Annotated in this window: 17 protein-coding genes; 8 read left to right on the top strand and 9 right to left on the bottom strand. The window is 56.6% G+C overall.

Going from position 1 to position 16,350, the window contains the following annotated elements; genetic code table 11:
• Window positions 1-74: 74 nt before the first annotated feature.
• Window positions 75-320, bottom strand: coding sequence for a septal ring assembly protein ZapB (gene zapB / locus PU683_RS19425; RefSeq protein ID WP_023479321.1), 246 nt, complete (start codon window positions 318-320; stop codon window positions 75-77).
• A gap of 493 nt (window positions 321-813) precedes the next feature.
• Here zapB and PU683_RS19430 point away from each other — a divergent pair, with 493 nt between their 5' ends.
• From PU683_RS19430 to fpr, 4 genes are all read left to right on the top strand, one after another.
• A complete protein-coding gene (locus PU683_RS19430) occupies window positions 814-1,665 on the top strand; it encodes an MIP/aquaporin family protein (protein WP_277174339.1) in 852 nt (283 codons plus the stop codon).
• A gap of 21 nt (window positions 1,666-1,686) precedes the next feature.
• Window positions 1,687-3,195 (top strand): glycerol kinase GlpK, encoded by a 1,509-nt coding sequence (gene glpK / locus PU683_RS19435; RefSeq protein ID WP_277174177.1) that lies wholly within the window; start codon window positions 1,687-1,689, stop codon window positions 3,193-3,195.
• A gap of 108 nt (window positions 3,196-3,303) precedes the next feature.
• Complete coding sequence (gene glpX / locus PU683_RS19440; protein ID WP_042717041.1) at window positions 3,304-4,314, top strand: class II fructose-bisphosphatase; 1,011 nt, start codon at window positions 3,304-3,306, stop codon at window positions 4,312-4,314.
• 96 nt (window positions 4,315-4,410) lie between these two features.
• Complete coding sequence (gene fpr / locus PU683_RS19445; RefSeq protein ID WP_277174178.1) at window positions 4,411-5,157, top strand: ferredoxin--NADP(+) reductase; 747 nt, start codon at window positions 4,411-4,413, stop codon at window positions 5,155-5,157.
• On the opposite strand, the gene PU683_RS19450 is transcribed toward fpr, so the two are convergent.
• Window positions 5,158-5,577 carry a DUF805 domain-containing protein gene (locus tag PU683_RS19450; RefSeq protein ID WP_277174179.1) on the bottom strand — a complete coding sequence of 140 codons (420 nt, stop codon included), beginning with the start codon at window positions 5,575-5,577 and terminating at the stop codon, window positions 5,158-5,160.
• A gap of 113 nt (window positions 5,578-5,690) precedes the next feature.
• Between PU683_RS19450 and PU683_RS19455 the strand changes: the two genes are divergently transcribed.
• The gene (locus PU683_RS19455; protein ID WP_277174180.1) at window positions 5,691-6,290 is read left to right on the top strand and encodes a YiiQ family protein; all 600 of its coding nucleotides are present in this window, start codon (window positions 5,691-5,693) and stop codon (window positions 6,288-6,290) included.
• Window positions 6,291-6,397: 107 nt separating this feature from the next.
• The gene (gene tpiA, locus PU683_RS19460; protein WP_277174181.1) at window positions 6,398-7,165 is read left to right on the top strand and encodes a triose-phosphate isomerase; all 768 of its coding nucleotides are present in this window, start codon (window positions 6,398-6,400) and stop codon (window positions 7,163-7,165) included.
• Window positions 7,166-7,204: 39 nt separating this feature from the next.
• Here tpiA and PU683_RS19465 read toward each other — a convergent pair whose 3' ends face one another.
• From PU683_RS19465 to cpxP, 6 genes are all read right to left on the bottom strand, one after another.
• Window positions 7,205-8,509 carry an SLC13 family permease gene (locus PU683_RS19465; RefSeq protein WP_277174182.1) on the bottom strand — a complete coding sequence of 435 codons (1,305 nt, stop codon included), beginning with the start codon at window positions 8,507-8,509 and terminating at the stop codon, window positions 7,205-7,207.
• Between the two features lie 73 nt (window positions 8,510-8,582).
• Entirely contained in the window at window positions 8,583-9,341 is a 759-nt protein-coding gene (locus PU683_RS19470; protein ID WP_277174183.1) for a CDP-diacylglycerol diphosphatase, read from the bottom strand.
• Between the two features lie 112 nt (window positions 9,342-9,453).
• Entirely contained in the window at window positions 9,454-10,443 is a 990-nt protein-coding gene (locus tag PU683_RS19475) for a sulfate ABC transporter substrate-binding protein (RefSeq protein WP_277174184.1), read from the bottom strand.
• A 146-nt stretch (window positions 10,444-10,589) separates the two neighbouring features.
• A complete protein-coding gene (gene pfkA, locus PU683_RS19480; RefSeq protein WP_187800615.1) occupies window positions 10,590-11,552 on the bottom strand; it encodes a 6-phosphofructokinase in 963 nt (320 codons plus the stop codon).
• A 199-nt stretch (window positions 11,553-11,751) separates the two neighbouring features.
• On the bottom strand, window positions 11,752-12,636 hold the full coding sequence (gene fieF, locus PU683_RS19485) for a CDF family cation-efflux transporter FieF (protein WP_277174185.1): 885 nt from the start codon (window positions 12,634-12,636) through the stop codon (window positions 11,752-11,754).
• A 149-nt stretch (window positions 12,637-12,785) separates the two neighbouring features.
• Entirely contained in the window at window positions 12,786-13,280 is a 495-nt protein-coding gene (cpxP, locus tag PU683_RS19490) for a cell-envelope stress modulator CpxP (RefSeq protein ID WP_277174340.1), read from the bottom strand.
• A gap of 151 nt (window positions 13,281-13,431) precedes the next feature.
• On the opposite strand from cpxP, the gene cpxR reads away from it, so the two are divergent.
• Window positions 13,432-14,130, top strand: a complete 699-nt coding sequence (cpxR, locus tag PU683_RS19495; RefSeq protein ID WP_034812606.1) for an envelope stress response regulator transcription factor CpxR — start codon at window positions 13,432-13,434, stop codon at window positions 14,128-14,130.
• Complete coding sequence (gene cpxA / locus PU683_RS19500) at window positions 14,127-15,500, top strand: envelope stress sensor histidine kinase CpxA (protein WP_277174186.1); 1,374 nt, start codon at window positions 14,127-14,129, stop codon at window positions 15,498-15,500. The genes cpxR and cpxA overlap by 4 nt, the downstream gene beginning before the upstream one ends.
• Window positions 15,501-15,534: 34 nt before the next feature.
• Here the strand turns inward: cpxA and yiiM are convergent, their stop codons facing one another.
• The gene (yiiM, locus tag PU683_RS19505) at window positions 15,535-16,206 is read right to left on the bottom strand and encodes a 6-hydroxyaminopurine reductase (protein ID WP_277174187.1); all 672 of its coding nucleotides are present in this window, start codon (window positions 16,204-16,206) and stop codon (window positions 15,535-15,537) included.
• Between the last annotated feature and the right edge of the window lie 144 nt (window positions 16,207-16,350).

Raw genomic sequence — 16,350 nt, forward strand, 5'->3', positions numbered from 1 at the left:
GGAGCATAGATAACTATGTGACCGGGGTGAGCGCGCGCAGCCAACGCCGCGACGGCACGAAAGATAAAGCGTAATTACACTTCTTCCATGCGGCCCAGCAGCGCCTGCAGACGCTCCTGCCAGCCGTGCTGCTGCTCACGCAGCTGTTGATTTTCGCGCTCCAGCTCTTCACGGCTCTGGTGTGCAGAGTGAACATCCTGCGACAGGCTGTTGTTCTTCTCTTTCAGTTCTTCGATTTCCATCTGCAGCAGGGTGATGGTATCAATCGCCTGCTGTACTTTTGCTTCCAGTTTCTCAAATACTTCTAATGACATAGTCATACTTCTCCTGAGTGGCAAGGCGTTGATGGACTTACACTTCATTATTTGCCAGACAAATAGGTAGCCCGTCTGCCCGCTAAATTATGCGTGTCTTTAAGCATCCTCGTCCCGCAGAGCGGCGACGCCTTAATACGATGAGCGGATTTCGCTTGTTACCGATTGTATGAATCGCGCCAGCCCCTGTCCAGCATGGAGCGGCGCTGTTTGCGCTTTGCAACACTTTTCGTCCTGGTCCTGGTGCAATCCGCTTCGCTACTCCGTAATTGTTAATACCCGCGTTACATAAATGATTCAAATATCATTTCGTATTGGTGCAAAAACGCGCGCCACCGCTCGTAAACGCTCATTTTATTGACGCAGTACACACATTTCGATTTCGATATTTCTCGTTTTTGCTCGTTAACGATAAATTAACACTATGTCTACACGACATCATGGGGGTGCTGTTTCTCTCATGCCTACAATAACCATTAAACTTCTGCAGGATCCGATTATGAGTCAGACACCAACCGTAAAAGGCCAGTGCATTGCCGAGTTTCTCGGTACCGGGTTGTTGATTTTCTTCGGCGTGGGATGTGTTGCAGCGTTAAAAGTGGCGGGCGCCACTTTTGGCCAGTGGGAAATCAGTATTATCTGGGGTTTGGGCGTGGCGATGGCCATCTACCTGACCGCAGGGGTTTCCGGCGCGCATCTTAATCCGGCTGTAACCATTGCACTTTGGCTCTTCGCGAGCTTTGACGGACGCAAAGTTGTTCCTTTTATTTTTTCTCAATTTGCCGGCGCGTTTTGCGCGGCTGCACTTGTTTACGGGCTTTACTACAATCTTTTCCTCGACTTCGAACAGACGCACAATATGGTTCGCGGCAGCGTCGAAAGTCTTGATCTGGCTGGCATCTTTTCAACCTACCCCAACCCGCATATCAATCTTGTGCAGGCCTTCGCGGTTGAGATGGTGATTACCGCTATTCTGATGGGCGTGATTATGGCGCTGGGCGATGATGGCAACGGCGTGCCGCGTGGCCCAATGGCTCCGCTGCTGATTGGTCTGCTGATCGCGGTCATTGGTGCTTCAATGGGACCGCTCACCGGCTTCGCCATGAACCCGGCGCGCGATCTTGGACCGAAAACCTTCGCCTGGCTCGCCGGCTGGGGTAACGTCGCCTTTACCGGCGGCAAAGATATTCCCTACTTCCTCGTGCCGCTCTTTGGGCCGATTGTAGGCGCGGCGCTTGGCGCGTTCAGCTATCGCAAACTGATCGCCCGCCATCTGCCGTCTGGAACAAGTGAGGCTGCGAAAGAGAAAGGCACCGCCTCCACCACGGCTCAACAAAAAGCTTCGCTGTAATGTGACTACGGGATCATAACTATGACTGACAAAAAATATATCGTTGCGCTCGACCAGGGCACTACCAGCTCCCGCGCCGTTGTGATGGACCACGATGCCAACATCATTAGCGTTTCACAGCGCGAATTTGAACAAATCTACCCGAAGCCAGGCTGGGTTGAGCATGACCCGATGGAAATTTGGGCGTCACAAAGTTCTACGCTGGTCGAAGTGCTGGCGAAAGCGGATATCAGCTCCGACGAGATTGCCGCCATCGGTATTACCAACCAGCGCGAAACCGCCATTGTCTGGGAGCGTGAAACCGGCAAACCGATTCATAACGCTATCGTCTGGCAGTGCCGCCGTACCTCTGAGATCTGCGAAAAGCTCAAACGTGACGGCATGGAAGATTACATCCGTAGCACCACCGGGCTTGTAATCGACCCCTACTTCTCCGGCACTAAAGTGAAGTGGATCCTCGACCACGTTGAAGGTTCACGCGAGCGGGCTAAACGCGGCGAACTGCTGTTCGGTACGGTCGATACCTGGCTTATCTGGAAAATGACCCAGGGACGCGTACACGTTACCGACTACACCAACGCCTCACGCACCATGTTGTTCAACATCCATACGCTGGAGTGGGACGACAAAATGCTCGAAGTGCTGGATATCCCGCGCGCAATGCTGCCGCAGGTGCGTAAGTCCTCCGAAGTTTACGGCCAGACCAACATCGGTGGTAAAGGCGGCACGCGTATCCCTATCGCCGGTATTGCGGGCGACCAGCAGGCGGCGCTGTTTGGCCAGCTGTGCGTGAAAGAGGGGATGGCGAAAAACACCTACGGCACCGGCTGCTTTATGCTGATGAACACCGGCGAGCAGGCGGTGAAATCCGATCATGGCCTGCTGACCACCATCGCCTGCGGCCCGAAAGGCGAAGTGAACTATGCACTGGAAGGCGCGGTGTTTATGGCTGGCGCTTCCATTCAGTGGCTGCGCGATGAGATGAAGCTGATCAACGACGCGTTCGACTCCGAGTACTTCGCCACCAAAGTGAAGGATACCAACGGCGTCTATGTTGTTCCGGCCTTCACCGGCCTGGGCGCGCCGTATTGGGACCCGTATGCACGCGGCTCCATCTTCGGCCTGACCCGTGGTGTTAATGCGAACCACATCATTCGTGCGACGCTGGAGTCAATTGCCTTCCAGACCCGCGATGTGCTGGAAGCAATGCAGGCAGACTCCGGCATTCGTCTGCACGCACTGCGTGTGGATGGCGGCGCGGTGGCGAATAACTTCCTGATGCAGTTCCAGTCCGATATTCTCGGCACGCGCGTTGAGCGTCCGGAAGTGCGCGAAGTCACCGCGCTGGGTGCCGCTTACCTGGCGGGCCTGGCGGTTGGTTTCTGGCAGAATCTGGATGAGCTGCAGGAGAAAGCGGTGATCGAGCGCGAGTTCCGTCCGGGTATCGAAACCACCGAGCGTAACTTCCGCTACAGCGGCTGGAAAAAAGCCGTGAAACGCGCAATGGCGTGGGAAGATCTCGAAGAGTAACTCTCTCCACTTATGCCCTCTCCCTGCCGGGAGGGGGTATCTGCCGCACCCCCGTCCTCTTTTCACTGTGTTAAACTTCGCGCAATTTCTTTCAAAACTGAGTGTGTGATGAAACGAGAACTTGCCATCGAATTCTCCCGTGTTACCGAAGCTGCGGCACTGGCTGGCTATAAATGGCTGGGGCGCGGCGATAAAAACACGGCGGACGGCGCAGCGGTACACGCTATGCGCATTATGCTCAACCAGGTCAATATTGACGGCACGATTGTCATCGGTGAAGGGGAGATCGACGAAGCGCCGATGCTCTTTATCGGAGAGAAAGTGGGCACCGGCAAAGGCGACGCGGTCGATATTGCCGTCGACCCGATTGAAGGGACGCGCATGACGGCAATGGGCCAGGCCAACGCGCTGGCGGTGCTCGCGGTCGGTGACAAAGGCTGCTTCCTCAACGCGCCGGACATGTATATGGAAAAGCTGATCGTCGGCCCCGGAGCCAGAGGCGCTATCGATCTCAACCTGCCTTTAGCCGATAACCTGCGCAATATCGCCGCCGCGCTCGGCAAACCGCTCAGCGAACTGACGGTCACTATTCTTGCCAAGCCGCGCCATGATGCAACCATCGCCGAGTTACAGGCGCTGGGCGTGCGCGTGTTTGCGATTCCTGACGGCGATGTCGCCGCGTCGATCCTCACCTGCATGCCCGACAGCGAAGTGGATGTGCTCTACGGGATTGGCGGCGCGCCGGAAGGCGTGGTGTCGGCGGCAGTGATCCGCGCGCTGGATGGCGATATGCAGGGCCGGTTGCTGGCGCGTCACCAGGTGAAGGGCGACAGTGAAGAGAACCGCCGTATCGGCGAGCAGGAGCTGAAACGCTGCCGCGGTATGGGGATTGAGGCAGGTAATGTGCTGCGCCTGGATGAGATGGCGCGCAGTGATAATGTCATCTTCTCTGCCACTGGTATCACCAAAGGCGATCTGCTGGATGGCATTACGCGCAAAGGCAATATGGCAACCACCGAGACGCTGCTGATCCGCGGTAAATCGCGCACCATTCGCCGGATTCAATCGATCCATTATCTGGATCGTAAAGACCCGGACGTACAACGACATATACTGTAAGTCTATTTGTTCAATTGAGCTTTCCGGCTCGCACGGGCTGGAAATCTCAGGCGACAACCACCAGGATAAGGCAACGTTACAGAACAGGAGAGAACCATGGCGGAATGGGTAACAGGAAAAGTCACAAAGGTGGAATTCTGGACCGATGCACTCTTCAGCCTCACCGTACATGCCCCCGTTCAACCCTTCACTGCCGGACAGTTCGCCAAGCTTGGGCTGGAGATTGACGGCGAACGCGTGCAGCGCGCTTACTCCTACGTCAATGCACCGGGTAATCCGGATCTTGAGTTCTATCTCGTCACCGTTCCGGAAGGGAAACTGAGCCCGCGCCTGGCTGCCCTGCAACCGGGCGATGAACTGTTAATTGTCAGCGAAGCCGCCGGCTTTTTCGTGCTGGAAGAGGTGCCAGAGTGCGAGACGCTCTGGATGCTGGCGACTGGCACGGCTATCGGGCCTTATCTGTCGATGCTGCAGGAGGGGAAAGATCTTGAACGGTTCAAAAATATCGTCCTGCTGCATGCGGTGCGCTACGGCGCGGATTTGAGCTACCTGCCGCTGATGCTGGAGCTGCAAAAGCGCTATGAAGGGAAGTTGCGCATTCAGACGGTGGTCAGCCGCGAGACGCTCTCCGGCTCCCTGACCGGGCGCGTGCCAGCGCTGATTGAGAGCGGCGCGCTGGAGGAAGCGGTCGGTCTGCCGATGACCGCTGAGACCAGCCATGTGATGCTGTGCGGTAACCCACAGATGGTGCGCGACACCACACAGCTGCTGAAAGATTCCCGGCAGATGGCTAAACACCTGCGCCGCCGTCCGGGGCATATCACCGCTGAGCACTACTGGTAATCAGCGGAACTTCACCTCAAGCGTCTCGCTGCCAAAACGATTTTTGCCCTGGGTGCCGATCATCGCGCCCAGGTCGATCATCATGACCACGATAATGGCCACCGGAATCAGGCGTCCCACCGCCCACGCCAGCGTGCCGTTGAGGATCTCCCAGTTGCCTGACAGCAGCATCCACGCCAGCACCATCAAAAGCGCCCAGGCACCGTGGCGACCGCGATCGTGCAGCCGTTTAACCATCACGCAGGCGGTTGGCCAGATCAGGCAGACGAGGATAAACGCCGCCGTCTGGAAATCGAGCATGCCGTCATTCGCCAGCACAAACAGCAGAGTCATGCTCACGACCCACAGCACCATCCAGATCCAGAAATCGCGGCGTCCAATGCGCCCCTTAAACGAAAACAACCACTGCTGTATGCCCATGTAAGGTTCCTTATTATCGTAATAGCGGCTAGTGTACCCTGGCGGCGGGAGTTTTTGACAAGGCCGCCCAATCTCGTTTTAATCGTCAGCACACTCTACAGAGGGCGATGTGAATGAAAGCACGGCGTTACCACTTTTGGCTGCTCTTTTCCGCGCTGGCATTTTGCGCGCCGGGTTGGGCAGAAGAGGCGCCAGCCGCCGTCACCGCGCCCTACTTACTGCCGGGCGCCCCCACCTTTGACGAATCTATCAGCCAGTTCCGTGAAAAGTTCAATGCCGACAATCCCACGCTTGCGCTGAACGAGTTTCGCGCCGTCGACAGCCGCAGCGATCGTGCCAACCTGACGCGCGCGGCTACGCGCATCAATGATTATCTTTATGCCTCCACGGCGCTGGAGCGCGGAACGTTAAAGATTAAATCGATGCAGATCACCTGGCTGCCGGTGCAGGGGCCGGAGCAGAAGGCGGCTAAAGCGAAGGCGCAGGAGTATATGAGCGCCTTTATCCGCGCCTTCTCTCCGACCATGACCGCGGCGCAAAGTATGCAAAAGCTGCAAAAGCTGCTGACCAACGGCAAAAGCAAAGCCTACTATGCTGAGACGGAGGGCGCGGTGCGCTATGTGGTGGCAGACAACGGGGAAAAGGGGCTAACCTTCGCGGTTGAACCGATTAAGCTGACGCTATCTGAACCTCTTGAAGGGAACAATAAATGACAAAAAGCAAAGCCTTTCAGGGGAGGGATCTCTATACTGTTTCTCAGACCATGCTGCCCTGAGGGGCGGCCATTTTCATTAATTCGCCAAGCGCGTGGAGAGTAAAAATGCGACATCCTTTAGTGATGGGTAACTGGAAGTTGAACGGCAGCCGCCACATGGTAAACGAACTGATCGCTAACCTGCGTACCGAACTGGCGGGCGTTTCAGGCTGCGGCGTGGCGATTGCGCCGCCGAATCTCTACCTGGATCTGGCAAAACACGCCGCTGACGGCAGCCACATTATCCTGGGCGCACAGAACGTTGATATTAACCTCTCTGGCGCGTTCACCGGCGAAACCTCCGCTGAAATGCTGAAAGATATCGGCGCAAAATACATCATCATCGGCCACTCCGAGCGTCGTACTTACCACGCTGAATCCGATGAGCTGATCGCGAAAAAATTCGCCGTGCTGAAAGAGCAGGGTCTGGTTCCGGTGCTGTGCATCGGTGAAACCGAAGCGGAAAACGAAGCGGGTAAAACCGAAGAAGTGTGCGCTCGCCAGATCGACGCCGTGCTGAAAACTCAGGGCGCGAGCGCGTTCGAAGGCGTGGTTATCGCTTATGAACCCGTTTGGGCGATCGGTACCGGCAAATCCGCAACCCCGGCGCAGGCTCAGGCCGTGCACAAATTTATCCGTGACCATATTGCGAAAGCCGACCCGAAAGTGGCTGAGCAAGTGATCATCCAGTACGGCGGCTCTGTTAACGCCAGCAACGCGGCAGAACTCTTTGCCCAGCCGGACATCGACGGCGCGCTGGTTGGCGGTGCTTCCCTGAAAGCCGACGCCTTCGCGGTGATCGTTAAAGCAGCTGAAGCCGCTAAACAGGCGTAATGCTGCTGTTACCCTCTCCCGCCCGGGAGAGGGTATTTTCTACAATTTCCCCAGCACCTTAAACCACGCGTAATCGAGCGGCAGCAGCAGCAGATAACTCACCAGCGCCAGCGCCAGACAGAGCAGCATACCCGCGCGCGCCGGCACTTTACCGAGCGCCATCGCGACCACAATCGGCGAAGCCTGATAGGGCAACAGCGGCGTCGAATAGCCCAGCACCTGAATCATAATCACCGACAGCAGCGGGAAAGCGGTGGCGTCGGAAAAGCTCTGTGCCAGCGTGGTAAACAGCGCCGGGACACCGTTAGCGGTCATAATAAAATTGAGGGCGGTGGTAATGCCGGTAAGCGCCAGAAAACTGGTGAACGGACGTTCGGCATCAAGCGGCATCACATGCAACAGTGCCTCGCCCACCGCGCTACCGATACCGGTTTGCGTCACGGTGATCGCCAGCCCCAGGATCCCGGCGACATAGATGCAGGTGCGGATATTCACGCCGCTGGAGAACTCATCACCAGTGATAAACCCGACGCGCGGCAGCAGTGTGACGAAGGCGGCCGCCAGCCCGGTCCACGCCGGACCAATGCCGTGCCAGCTCTCTGTCACCCACAGCGTCAGCACTACCGCCAGCAGCCACGCGAGACGCTTTTCATCGCTGCTCATCGGCGTAGAAGGCAGCGCTTCGCGTATCGCCTGCGGTTTACCGGGAAAGAGCCAGCAGATTAGACCAATCAGGATCGCACCTTTCAGGATCCCCAGCACCGGAGTGTGCAGCAGCAGATAAGGCAAATAGTTGAGATGGATACCGTAGGAGCCCTCCGCCGCGCCGCTCATCACCAGGTTGGGGACGTTGGCAGGCAGAATCGTTGCCGAAAGCTGGAAGGTGCCGAAGCCGACTGCCAGCGCCAGGCCATACCACGCACGTGTACCCTCATTGATGCCGGCGCGCGCTGCCATCGCCGCGACAATCGGCATCAACAGCGCAATGCGCCCCATATTGGAGGGCATGACAAACGCCAGCGCATAGCTGAGCAGCACCACGCTTGCCACCATCTGCAGCCAGGAGCCAGTCATCTTCGCCGACAGCGCCCGCGCCGCCCGATCCGCCAGCCCGGTTTTACGAATCGCGACGCCAAGCACAAAGCCGCTAAAAACCAGCCAGAAAGCGGACGAGGCAAAGCCGCCGAAAATCACCTCCGGCGGCGCGATTTTCGCGATCATCGCGGCGGTGAAAAAGAGCAGCGCGGTGATGAACTCCGGTAACAGCGACGTAGCCCAGAGAATAATGGTGATGCCGACGATAACAGAGGGAAGGAACAGAGGGTGTGAAAGCCAGAGCGACATGCCTGTCTCCTGTAGATTTTTCCAGCAAGTCTACGGCGACAGGCAGAGTGAGTAAATGCGAATTATGGTGGGGTTATTTGAGGATCTCGCACTGATGATCCTGAATCTCTTCCGCCGATGCGCGGTTTAACGCCAGCAGATTTCGCTCCGTCGCCAGCAGCACAAACGAGCCGTCCGCTTGCTGCGCCAAAGCCAGCGCAAAGCGTCCCATATGCGCTTTAGCGTCCGGCACCTCTTCCGCCAGCATCAGGAAGGGGCTGCGCTGCGCCAGCTCCTCTGCCGTTACCCGGCGGGCTAAATACTCATGCCCAAGCAGCCCGCCGGGCAATGCCAGCCACTGGCTGCTGATGCGTCCGGCATTCTCATTGAGCTTTTGGCGCACGTCGGTGCGCAGGCAGGAGATATGAATATGGAAATGGTTCTGGGTACGCCCAAGACGGGAGTTGATAGCCAGCGAGACCGCCTCATCCGGGACTGGGCTACCGCGTCGGGTGCTCATCACGTCGCGTGATTGCCATGACTGCCAGAAGAAGTTCGGCGTAGCAGGCTTAAGCAGTAACGGGCTTTCGGTACCGTTAACCAGATAAGTGGGCATTAACAGATACTGCAACGGGCCGTTGCGGTCCTTCATTAACACATAACCGTTTTTGAGATTCACCTGCTCGCAGGGTGCAGGGTTGTGGTGATTGCGCATATTGGGCAGGCACTGCTGTAAGACGATTTGGCGCAACGCGTCCGGGTTGCTGGCGAACTTTATCCAAATCCATACACCTGCGGCTGCAACAATAATCAGAACCAACAGGACAATCATAAGACGTTTAACAGTTTTCATTTTCCGCTTCCTTTGCTGAAAGAAACGGCATAATAGCGTAAAAATTAAACGAAGTGACACATCGATTTTGCCGGATAGCACTTGCGCCATCCGGCTGGTTTAACAGTAAAAATTAGCGTTTACTGATCTGATCAAAGGTGCCGCCGTTGGCGAAGTGCTCTTTCTGCGCCTTGCTCCAGCCGCCGAACACATCATCAATGGTGAACAATTTCAGTTTCGGGAATTCGCTGGCGTATTTTGCCGCAACCTGCGCATCGCGCGGGCGGTAGAAGTTCCTGGCGGCGATCTCCTGCCCTTGTGGCGAGTAGAGATACTTCAGATAGGCTTCAGCCACTTTCTGGGTACCCTTTTTATCCGCGACTTTGTCGACCACCGACACGGTCGGCTCAGCGAGAATAGATTCACTCGGGGTGACGATCTCAAACTTATCTTTGCCCAGCTCTTTGGTTGCCAGCAGCGCTTCGTTTTCCCACGCAATCAGCACATCGCCAATCCCGCGCTCCACAAAGGTGTTGGTCGCGCCGCGCGCGCCGGAATCGAGCACTTCGACATTTTTATACAGCGCTTTGACGAACTCCTGCGCTTTGGCCTGATCGCCACCGTTCTGATGCAGGGCATAACCCCAGGCAGCCAGGTAGTTCCAGCGTGCGCCGCCGGAGCTTTTCGGGTTCGGCGTGATAACGGAGACGCCCGGTTTTACCAGATCGTTCCAGTCGTGGATCTGTTTCGGATTGCCTTTGCGCACCAGGAAGACAATGGTCGAGGTGTAGGGCGCAGAGTTGTCGGGCAGGCGTTTTATCCAGTTTTTATCGATACGACCGCGCTCGGCAATCGCATCAACGTCATAGGCCAGCGCCAGCGTTACCACATCGGCATCAATACCGTTGATAACCGATGTCGCCTGTTTGCCGGAACCGCCGTGTGACTGGCGGATCACCACATTGTCGCCGGTCTCCTGTTTCCAGTGCGCGCTGAACGCTTTGTTGTACTGCTCGTACAGTTCACGCGTCGGATCGTAAGACACGTTTAACAGTTGGATATCTTTTGCCAGCACGCTGCTGGAAGCCAGCAGCAGTGTTAAGCCTACGCCCCATTTATTCATTGCCCGCTCTCTTCGGTTGTCAATTTTGATGACACCAGCCTGCCAGAAAGGGATCCGATGATTAAAGAATAAAAAAAGATTGGCTATAACTTTGGGGAATAACTTGCGGTAAAAAAACGCCCTCAGCAGAGAGGGCGTGTTGCGTATTAATAGAGCTTTTTCGCGCAGTCCAGCCAGTCGCCCTTGAACGGACGCTTCATGTTTTCGATCGCGTCGATGATGTCGTGATGCACCATTTTTTCGTTCTGGATACCGACGCAGCGGCCGCCGTAGCCCTGCAGCAGCAGATCGATAGCGTAAGCGCCCATGCGGGAGGCGAGAATGCGGTCGTAAGGCACCGGCGAACCGCCACGCTGGATGTGGCCCAGCACGGTCGCGCGGGTTTCGCGCTGCGTTTCGCTCTCAATGTACTTCGCCAGCTCGTCGATATCGCAGATGTGCTCGGTGATCGCCACAATCGCGTGTTTTTTACCTTTGGCGATACCGGCTTTGATCTCGGCGACCAGGTCTTCGCGGTTGAACTCCACTTCCGGCAGAACGATAAACTCACACCCGCCGGCAATGGCCGCCGCCAGGGTCAGATCGCCGCAGTAACGCCCCATCACTTCAACGATGGAGATGCGCTGGTGTGAGGAGGAGGTGTCACGCAGGCGGTCGATTGCTTCAACCACAGTTTGCAGGGCGGTGAAGTAGCCGATGGTGTAGTCGGTACCGGCAACGTCGTTATCGATGGTGCCCGGCAGGCCGATACACGGGAAGCCCATTTCAGTCAGGCGCTTTGCGCCCATGTAGGAGCCGTCGCCGCCAATGACGACCAGCGCGTCAATGCCGCGCTTTTTCATATTTTCGATAGCCACGGCACGGATATGCTCTTCGCGGAACTCCGGGAAGCGGGCAGAGCCGAGGAAAGTACCGCCGCGGTTGATCATGTCAGACACGCTGTAGCGGTCAAGCTGGATCATACGGTCTTCATACAGGCCCAGGTAGCCGTCATAGATACCTGCAACTTCCAGACCTTCTGTTAATGCTGCACGGACAACGCCGCGGATGGCGGCATTCATGCCTGGCGCATCACCGCCGCTTGTCAACACACCGATTTTTTTAATCATGACTACCTCTGAACTTAGGAATGCAAAATAAAATTCTGTGGCCCGAAGCAACTCCCACGGGGAGCGAACAACAATGCTGCAAATAGTATCTCAATCCACTACTGCTGAATTGATTCAGGTCAGGCGAAATGGGGGTATTTTATACACAACCTCACCGCTGACCCACACTTAAAAACGCGTTACGAAAGCCTCTGCGGGCTTATCGTCCTTGAGGAACAACTGAACATGGATCCTGATGAATAATCACATCGGAGCCGGGAAAACGGCGCAAAATTGCCTGCTCGACCTGTTCAGCGACAAGATGCGCCTCAACCAGCGGCAGGTGATCGTCCATTTCCAGATGTATTTGAATAAAGCGGGTCGGCCCTGACTGCCGCGTGCGAAGATCGTGAGCGCCTCTGACGCCCGGCCAGCAAGTGACAATATCGACAATTTCCTGACGCTCTCCATCGGGTAGCGCGCGATCTAACAGCGCCTGTACCGCCTCATACCCCATACGCAAAGCACTGTACAAGATATAGCCGCCGATACCCAGCGCAAACAGCGCATCCGCCCGGTGCCAGCCATACCACGCCAGCCCAAGCGCGATGAGAATAGCGCTGTTCATCATAACATCAGACTGATAATGAAGCATATCCGCGCGCACCGCCTGGCTGTGTGTTTTGCGCACAACCCAGCGTTGAAAGGTGACCAGAATCACAGTGCTGATCAGCGCCACCAGCGTGACGGCAACGCCAATCCTTGCGGCATGCAAGGGCTCCGGCTGCGCAAGATGCTGAATGCCGGTTAAAAAGAGGAACAGCGCGGAGCCGGAGATAAACATGCTCTGCGCCAGCGCGGCTAACGACTCCGCTTTGCCGTGCCCGAAGGTATGCTCCTCATCCGCCGGTTGCAGCGAATAGCGCACCACCAGCAGGTTGGTAAGCGACGCAGCGATATCCACCAGTGAATCGACCAGCGCCGCCAGGATACTGACCGAACCGGTATGCCACCAGGCGAAAATTTTAATCACCAGCAGCAGCGACGCCATGATGGTTGCCGCCATTGCCGCCCGTGTGACCAGCCGTCCATAAGATGCTTTCATACATGCTCCTGCTTGTCGTTGGCGGAATTATAACGGATAGCAAAAGCAGCAATGGAGAAAATAAACGCAGGAATTGCGGGCAAAAAAAACCCCCACATCATGTAGGGGAAGACAGGGATGGTGTCTATGGCAAGGAAAAACAGGGGTTGTTACCTGGTACTGCTGCTACTCATTACCGTCAACGGGGAGCTTTTTTGCATCTGCGCAACGTTACGCAGCTTCGCCATCCGTTGTTGGTGCTTCTGGTTCAAAACCGCTTGCTGCTCTGGCGTAAGCAGGTGGTACATCTGATTGCGGACTTTCGCCATCTCAACCTGGCGAGCGACCTGCTCCTGCGCCATTTTTTCTGCCTGAGCGCGTACAGCGGTTTCATCAAATTTATCTGCGGTGACAAGGCGGTGCATTGTCTCCATTTCGCTAACATTAACAGGTGGCTGATCGTGCCGCGCCTGTGTCATCAGATCCCGCATCTGCTGGCGCTGATGTTCGGTCAGATTAATACCGTCGAACATATGGCTCTGAACACTGCGCTGTGCGATCCCCTCAGTGGGATGCCAGTTATCGCCTGTTACGGCTTCAGCAGCCTGGCTAACAGCGCTTAATGTCAGCGTTGAGGCCATGACGGCAGCGGTAACGATGCGCATCATTTACTCCAGTAACCTATTTGTCTCACGAGTGAACGAAAATCAGTCTACGATTCAGGCTGCAAACATGCGTCAGGGGGTGTAAAACAACGTAAAGTCATGGATTAGCGACGCTTGATGACGTAATTTCTGCCTCGGAGGTATTTAAACAATGAATAAAATCCTTTTAGTAGATGATGACCGAGAGCTGACTTCCTTGTTAAAGGAACTTCTCGACATGGAAGGTTTTAACGTGCTCGTTGCCCATGACGGTGAACAGGCGCTCGACCTCCTTGATGACAGCATCGATTTGCTTTTGCTCGACGTGATGATGCCGAAGAAAAACGGCATTGATACCCTTAAAGAGCTACGACAGACACACCAGACACCGGTAATTATGCTTACTGCCCGTGGCAGCGAGCTGGATCGCGTTCTCGGCCTTGAGCTGGGCGCGGATGACTACCTCCCGAAACCCTTTAACGATCGTGAACTTGTGGCGCGTATTCGCGCGATCTTGCGCCGCTCCCACTGGAGCGAGCAGCAGCAGAACAGCGACAGCGGTTCGCCGACGCTGGAAGTGGACGCGCTCAGCCTCAATCCTGGTCGCCAGGAAGCGAGCTTTGACGGGCAGTCGCTGGAGCTCACCGGCACCGAATTTACCCTGCTCTACCTGCTGGCTCAGCATTTAGGCCAGGTGGTATCGCGTGAACATCTGAGCCAGGAAGTGCTGGGTAAACGCCTGACGCCGTTCGATCGCGCCATCGACATGCATATCTCCAACCTGCGCCGCAAACTGCCGGAGCGTAAAGATGGGCATCCGTGGTTTAAAACCCTGCGAGGTCGCGGTTACCTGATGGTCTCCGCTTCATGATAGGAAGTTTGACCGCCCGCATCTTCGCCATCTTCTGGTTAACCCTGGCGCTGGTGTTGATGCTGGTATTGATGGTGCCAAAGCTGGACTCCCGCCAGATGACGGAGCTGCTCGACAGCGAGCAGCGCCAGGGTCTGATGATTGAACAGCATGTGGAAGCGGAGCTGGCTAACGACCCGCCGAACGATCTGATGTGGTGGCGCAGGCTGTTTCGCGCCATCGATAAATGGGCACCGCCCGGTCAGCGTCTGCTGCTGGTGACCAGCGAAGGGCGTGTGATCGGCGCGGAGCGCAGCGAAATGCAGATCATCCGCAACTTTATCGGCCAGGCCGATAACTCCGATCATCCGCAGAAGAAAAAGTATGGCCGCGTCGAAATGGTCGGTCCCTTCTCCATTCGCGACGGGGAAGATAACTACCAGCTCTATCTGATTCGCCCCGCCAGCAACTCGCAATCTGACTTTATCAACCTGCTGTTTGACCGCCCGCTGCTGCTGCTGATCGTCACCATGCTGATCAGTTCACCGCTGCTGCTGTGGCTGGCGTGGAGCCTGGCAAAACCGGCGCGGAAGTTGAAAAACGCGGCGGATGAGGTGGCGCAAGGCAACCTGCGTCAGCATCCGGAGCTGGAAGCCGGGCCGCAGGAGTTCCTCGCCGCCGGAGCCAGTTTTAACCAGATGGTGAGCGCGCTGGAGCGGATGATGACCGCGCAGCAGCGTCTGCTGTCGGATATCTCCCACGAGCTGCGCACGCCGCTGACGCGCCTGCAGCTTGGCACCGCCCTGCTGCGTCGCCGTAGCGGAGAGAGCAAAGAGCTGGAGCGGATCGAAACCGAAGCCCAGCGGCTGGACAGCATGATCAACGATCTGCTGGTCATGTCGCGCAACCAGCAGAAAAACGCGCTGGTCAGCGAAACGGTAAAAGCCAATCAGCTGTGGCATGAGGTACTGGATAACGCCGCGTTCGAAGCCGAGCAGATGGGCAAATCCCTGACGGTCACCTTCCCGCCCGGGCCATGGCCGCTGTATGGCAACCCCAACGCGCTGGAGAGCGCGCTGGAGAATATTGTCCGTAACGCGCTGCGCTACTCTCACACCAAAATCGAAGTGAGCTTTGCGGTGGATAAAGATGGTATCACCATCAACGTTGATGATGATGGCCCTGGCGTCAGCGCAGAAGATCGCGAGCAGATTTTCCGTCCCTTCTACCGCACCGACGAAGCGCGCGACCGCGAGTCAGGCGGCACTGGCCTGGGGCTGGCGATTGTCGAAACGGCGATCCAGCAGCATCGCGGTTGGGTGAAAGCGGACGATAGCCCGTTGGGCGGTTTACGCTTAACCCTCTGGCTGCCGCTCTATAAACGCGCCTGATAATGCGCCCTCTCCCACCGGAGAGGGCGTTTTTTTATCCGCGCAGCCGCCGGGAGTTATCCTCGATCTTGCCGCTCAGGCGCCGCTTCTGCATCGTGCGCGTCCAGCTCGCCGATAATCCCGCCGCCGCCAGCAAGCGCTGATACTGTTCATCATCAAACGGTTGAGCCCAGGCGATCGCCGCTGCCTCATGAACGCTGACATCGCTTACCCTTGAGACAAGCTCTAACGGCGCGTCAGCCGCGACGGAGCCTGCGGCAATCACCCGGTAGAGCCAGCCCACGCGGCCGCTCGCCTGCATCTGGCTTGCCATATCCTCAATGCCAAAGTGGTAGTTAAGCTTAAAGCAGGGCGAGCGCGGCTGCGTCACTTGAATCAGCGTTTCGCCCCAGCGAAAGATATCGCCGATAAAAACAGTTTGCTCCGTCAGACCGACGGTAGAGAGGTTTTCGCCGAAGGCGGGCGCGCAAAATAGCGCGGCCTTTTGCGGGAAGGCTTGCGCCCAGTGCGCGTAGTGTTCACGTGGATAGTGGCAGAGCGCGCGGTCAGCCCCACCGTGGTAGCTTTTCTCTGCCTGCTCATCGCCCACAATGCCCAGCTCCGTCAGGGTCAGCTCGCCCTGCACCTGCAATTTGGCGATGGCGCTCGGTCGGCTGCCCGCATAATCCCTTATCTTGCCCCTGAAAACGTTAACCTGATGGCGCATCTTCCCTCCCGGAGTGCCGTTGTTGATCGCGTTATTAGAGCACACTTTTTTCTCACCCGAAGCGGCGAAAATGAGACATTCATGCGCGTGTCTGACGCCATGCCGTGTTATCACTTACCTTGAGATTTGAAACGCAATTTCATT

The sequence above is a fragment of the Candidatus Kosakonia sp. 282A-S69 genome (genome assembly GCF_029433855.1).
In the GTDB taxonomy this organism is placed as follows: domain Bacteria; phylum Pseudomonadota; class Gammaproteobacteria; order Enterobacterales; family Enterobacteriaceae; genus Kosakonia; species Kosakonia cowanii_A.

Coding starts and splice junctions, on each gene's coding strand:
- zapB (WP_023479321.1), bottom strand. CDS start 320: ATGACTATGTCATTAGAAGTATTTGAGAAACTGGAAGCAAAAGTACAG.
- glpX (WP_042717041.1), top strand. CDS start 3,304: ATGAAACGAGAACTTGCCATCGAATTCTCCCGTGTTACCGAAGCTGCG.
- cpxA (WP_277174186.1), top strand. CDS start 14,127: ATGATAGGAAGTTTGACCGCCCGCATCTTCGCCATCTTCTGGTTAACC.
- cpxP (WP_277174340.1), bottom strand. CDS start 13,280: ATGCGCATCGTTACCGCTGCCGTCATGGCCTCAACGCTGACATTAAGC.
- PU683_RS19470 (WP_277174183.1), bottom strand. CDS start 9,341: ATGAAAACTGTTAAACGTCTTATGATTGTCCTGTTGGTTCTGATTATT.
- PU683_RS19450 (WP_277174179.1), bottom strand. CDS start 5,577: ATGGGCATACAGCAGTGGTTGTTTTCGTTTAAGGGGCGCATTGGACGC.
- cpxR (WP_034812606.1), top strand. CDS start 13,432: ATGAATAAAATCCTTTTAGTAGATGATGACCGAGAGCTGACTTCCTTG.
- PU683_RS19465 (WP_277174182.1), bottom strand. CDS start 8,509: ATGTCGCTCTGGCTTTCACACCCTCTGTTCCTTCCCTCTGTTATCGTC.
- PU683_RS19455 (WP_277174180.1), top strand. CDS start 5,691: ATGAAAGCACGGCGTTACCACTTTTGGCTGCTCTTTTCCGCGCTGGCA.
- glpK (WP_277174177.1), top strand. CDS start 1,687: ATGACTGACAAAAAATATATCGTTGCGCTCGACCAGGGCACTACCAGC.
- PU683_RS19475 (WP_277174184.1), bottom strand. CDS start 10,443: ATGAATAAATGGGGCGTAGGCTTAACACTGCTGCTGGCTTCCAGCAGC.
- PU683_RS19430 (WP_277174339.1), top strand. CDS start 814: ATGAGTCAGACACCAACCGTAAAAGGCCAGTGCATTGCCGAGTTTCTC.
- pfkA (WP_187800615.1), bottom strand. CDS start 11,552: ATGATTAAAAAAATCGGTGTGTTGACAAGCGGCGGTGATGCGCCAGGC.
- yiiM (WP_277174187.1), bottom strand. CDS start 16,206: ATGCGCCATCAGGTTAACGTTTTCAGGGGCAAGATAAGGGATTATGCG.
- fieF (WP_277174185.1), bottom strand. CDS start 12,636: ATGAAAGCATCTTATGGACGGCTGGTCACACGGGCGGCAATGGCGGCA.
- fpr (WP_277174178.1), top strand. CDS start 4,411: ATGGCGGAATGGGTAACAGGAAAAGTCACAAAGGTGGAATTCTGGACC.
- tpiA (WP_277174181.1), top strand. CDS start 6,398: ATGCGACATCCTTTAGTGATGGGTAACTGGAAGTTGAACGGCAGCCGC.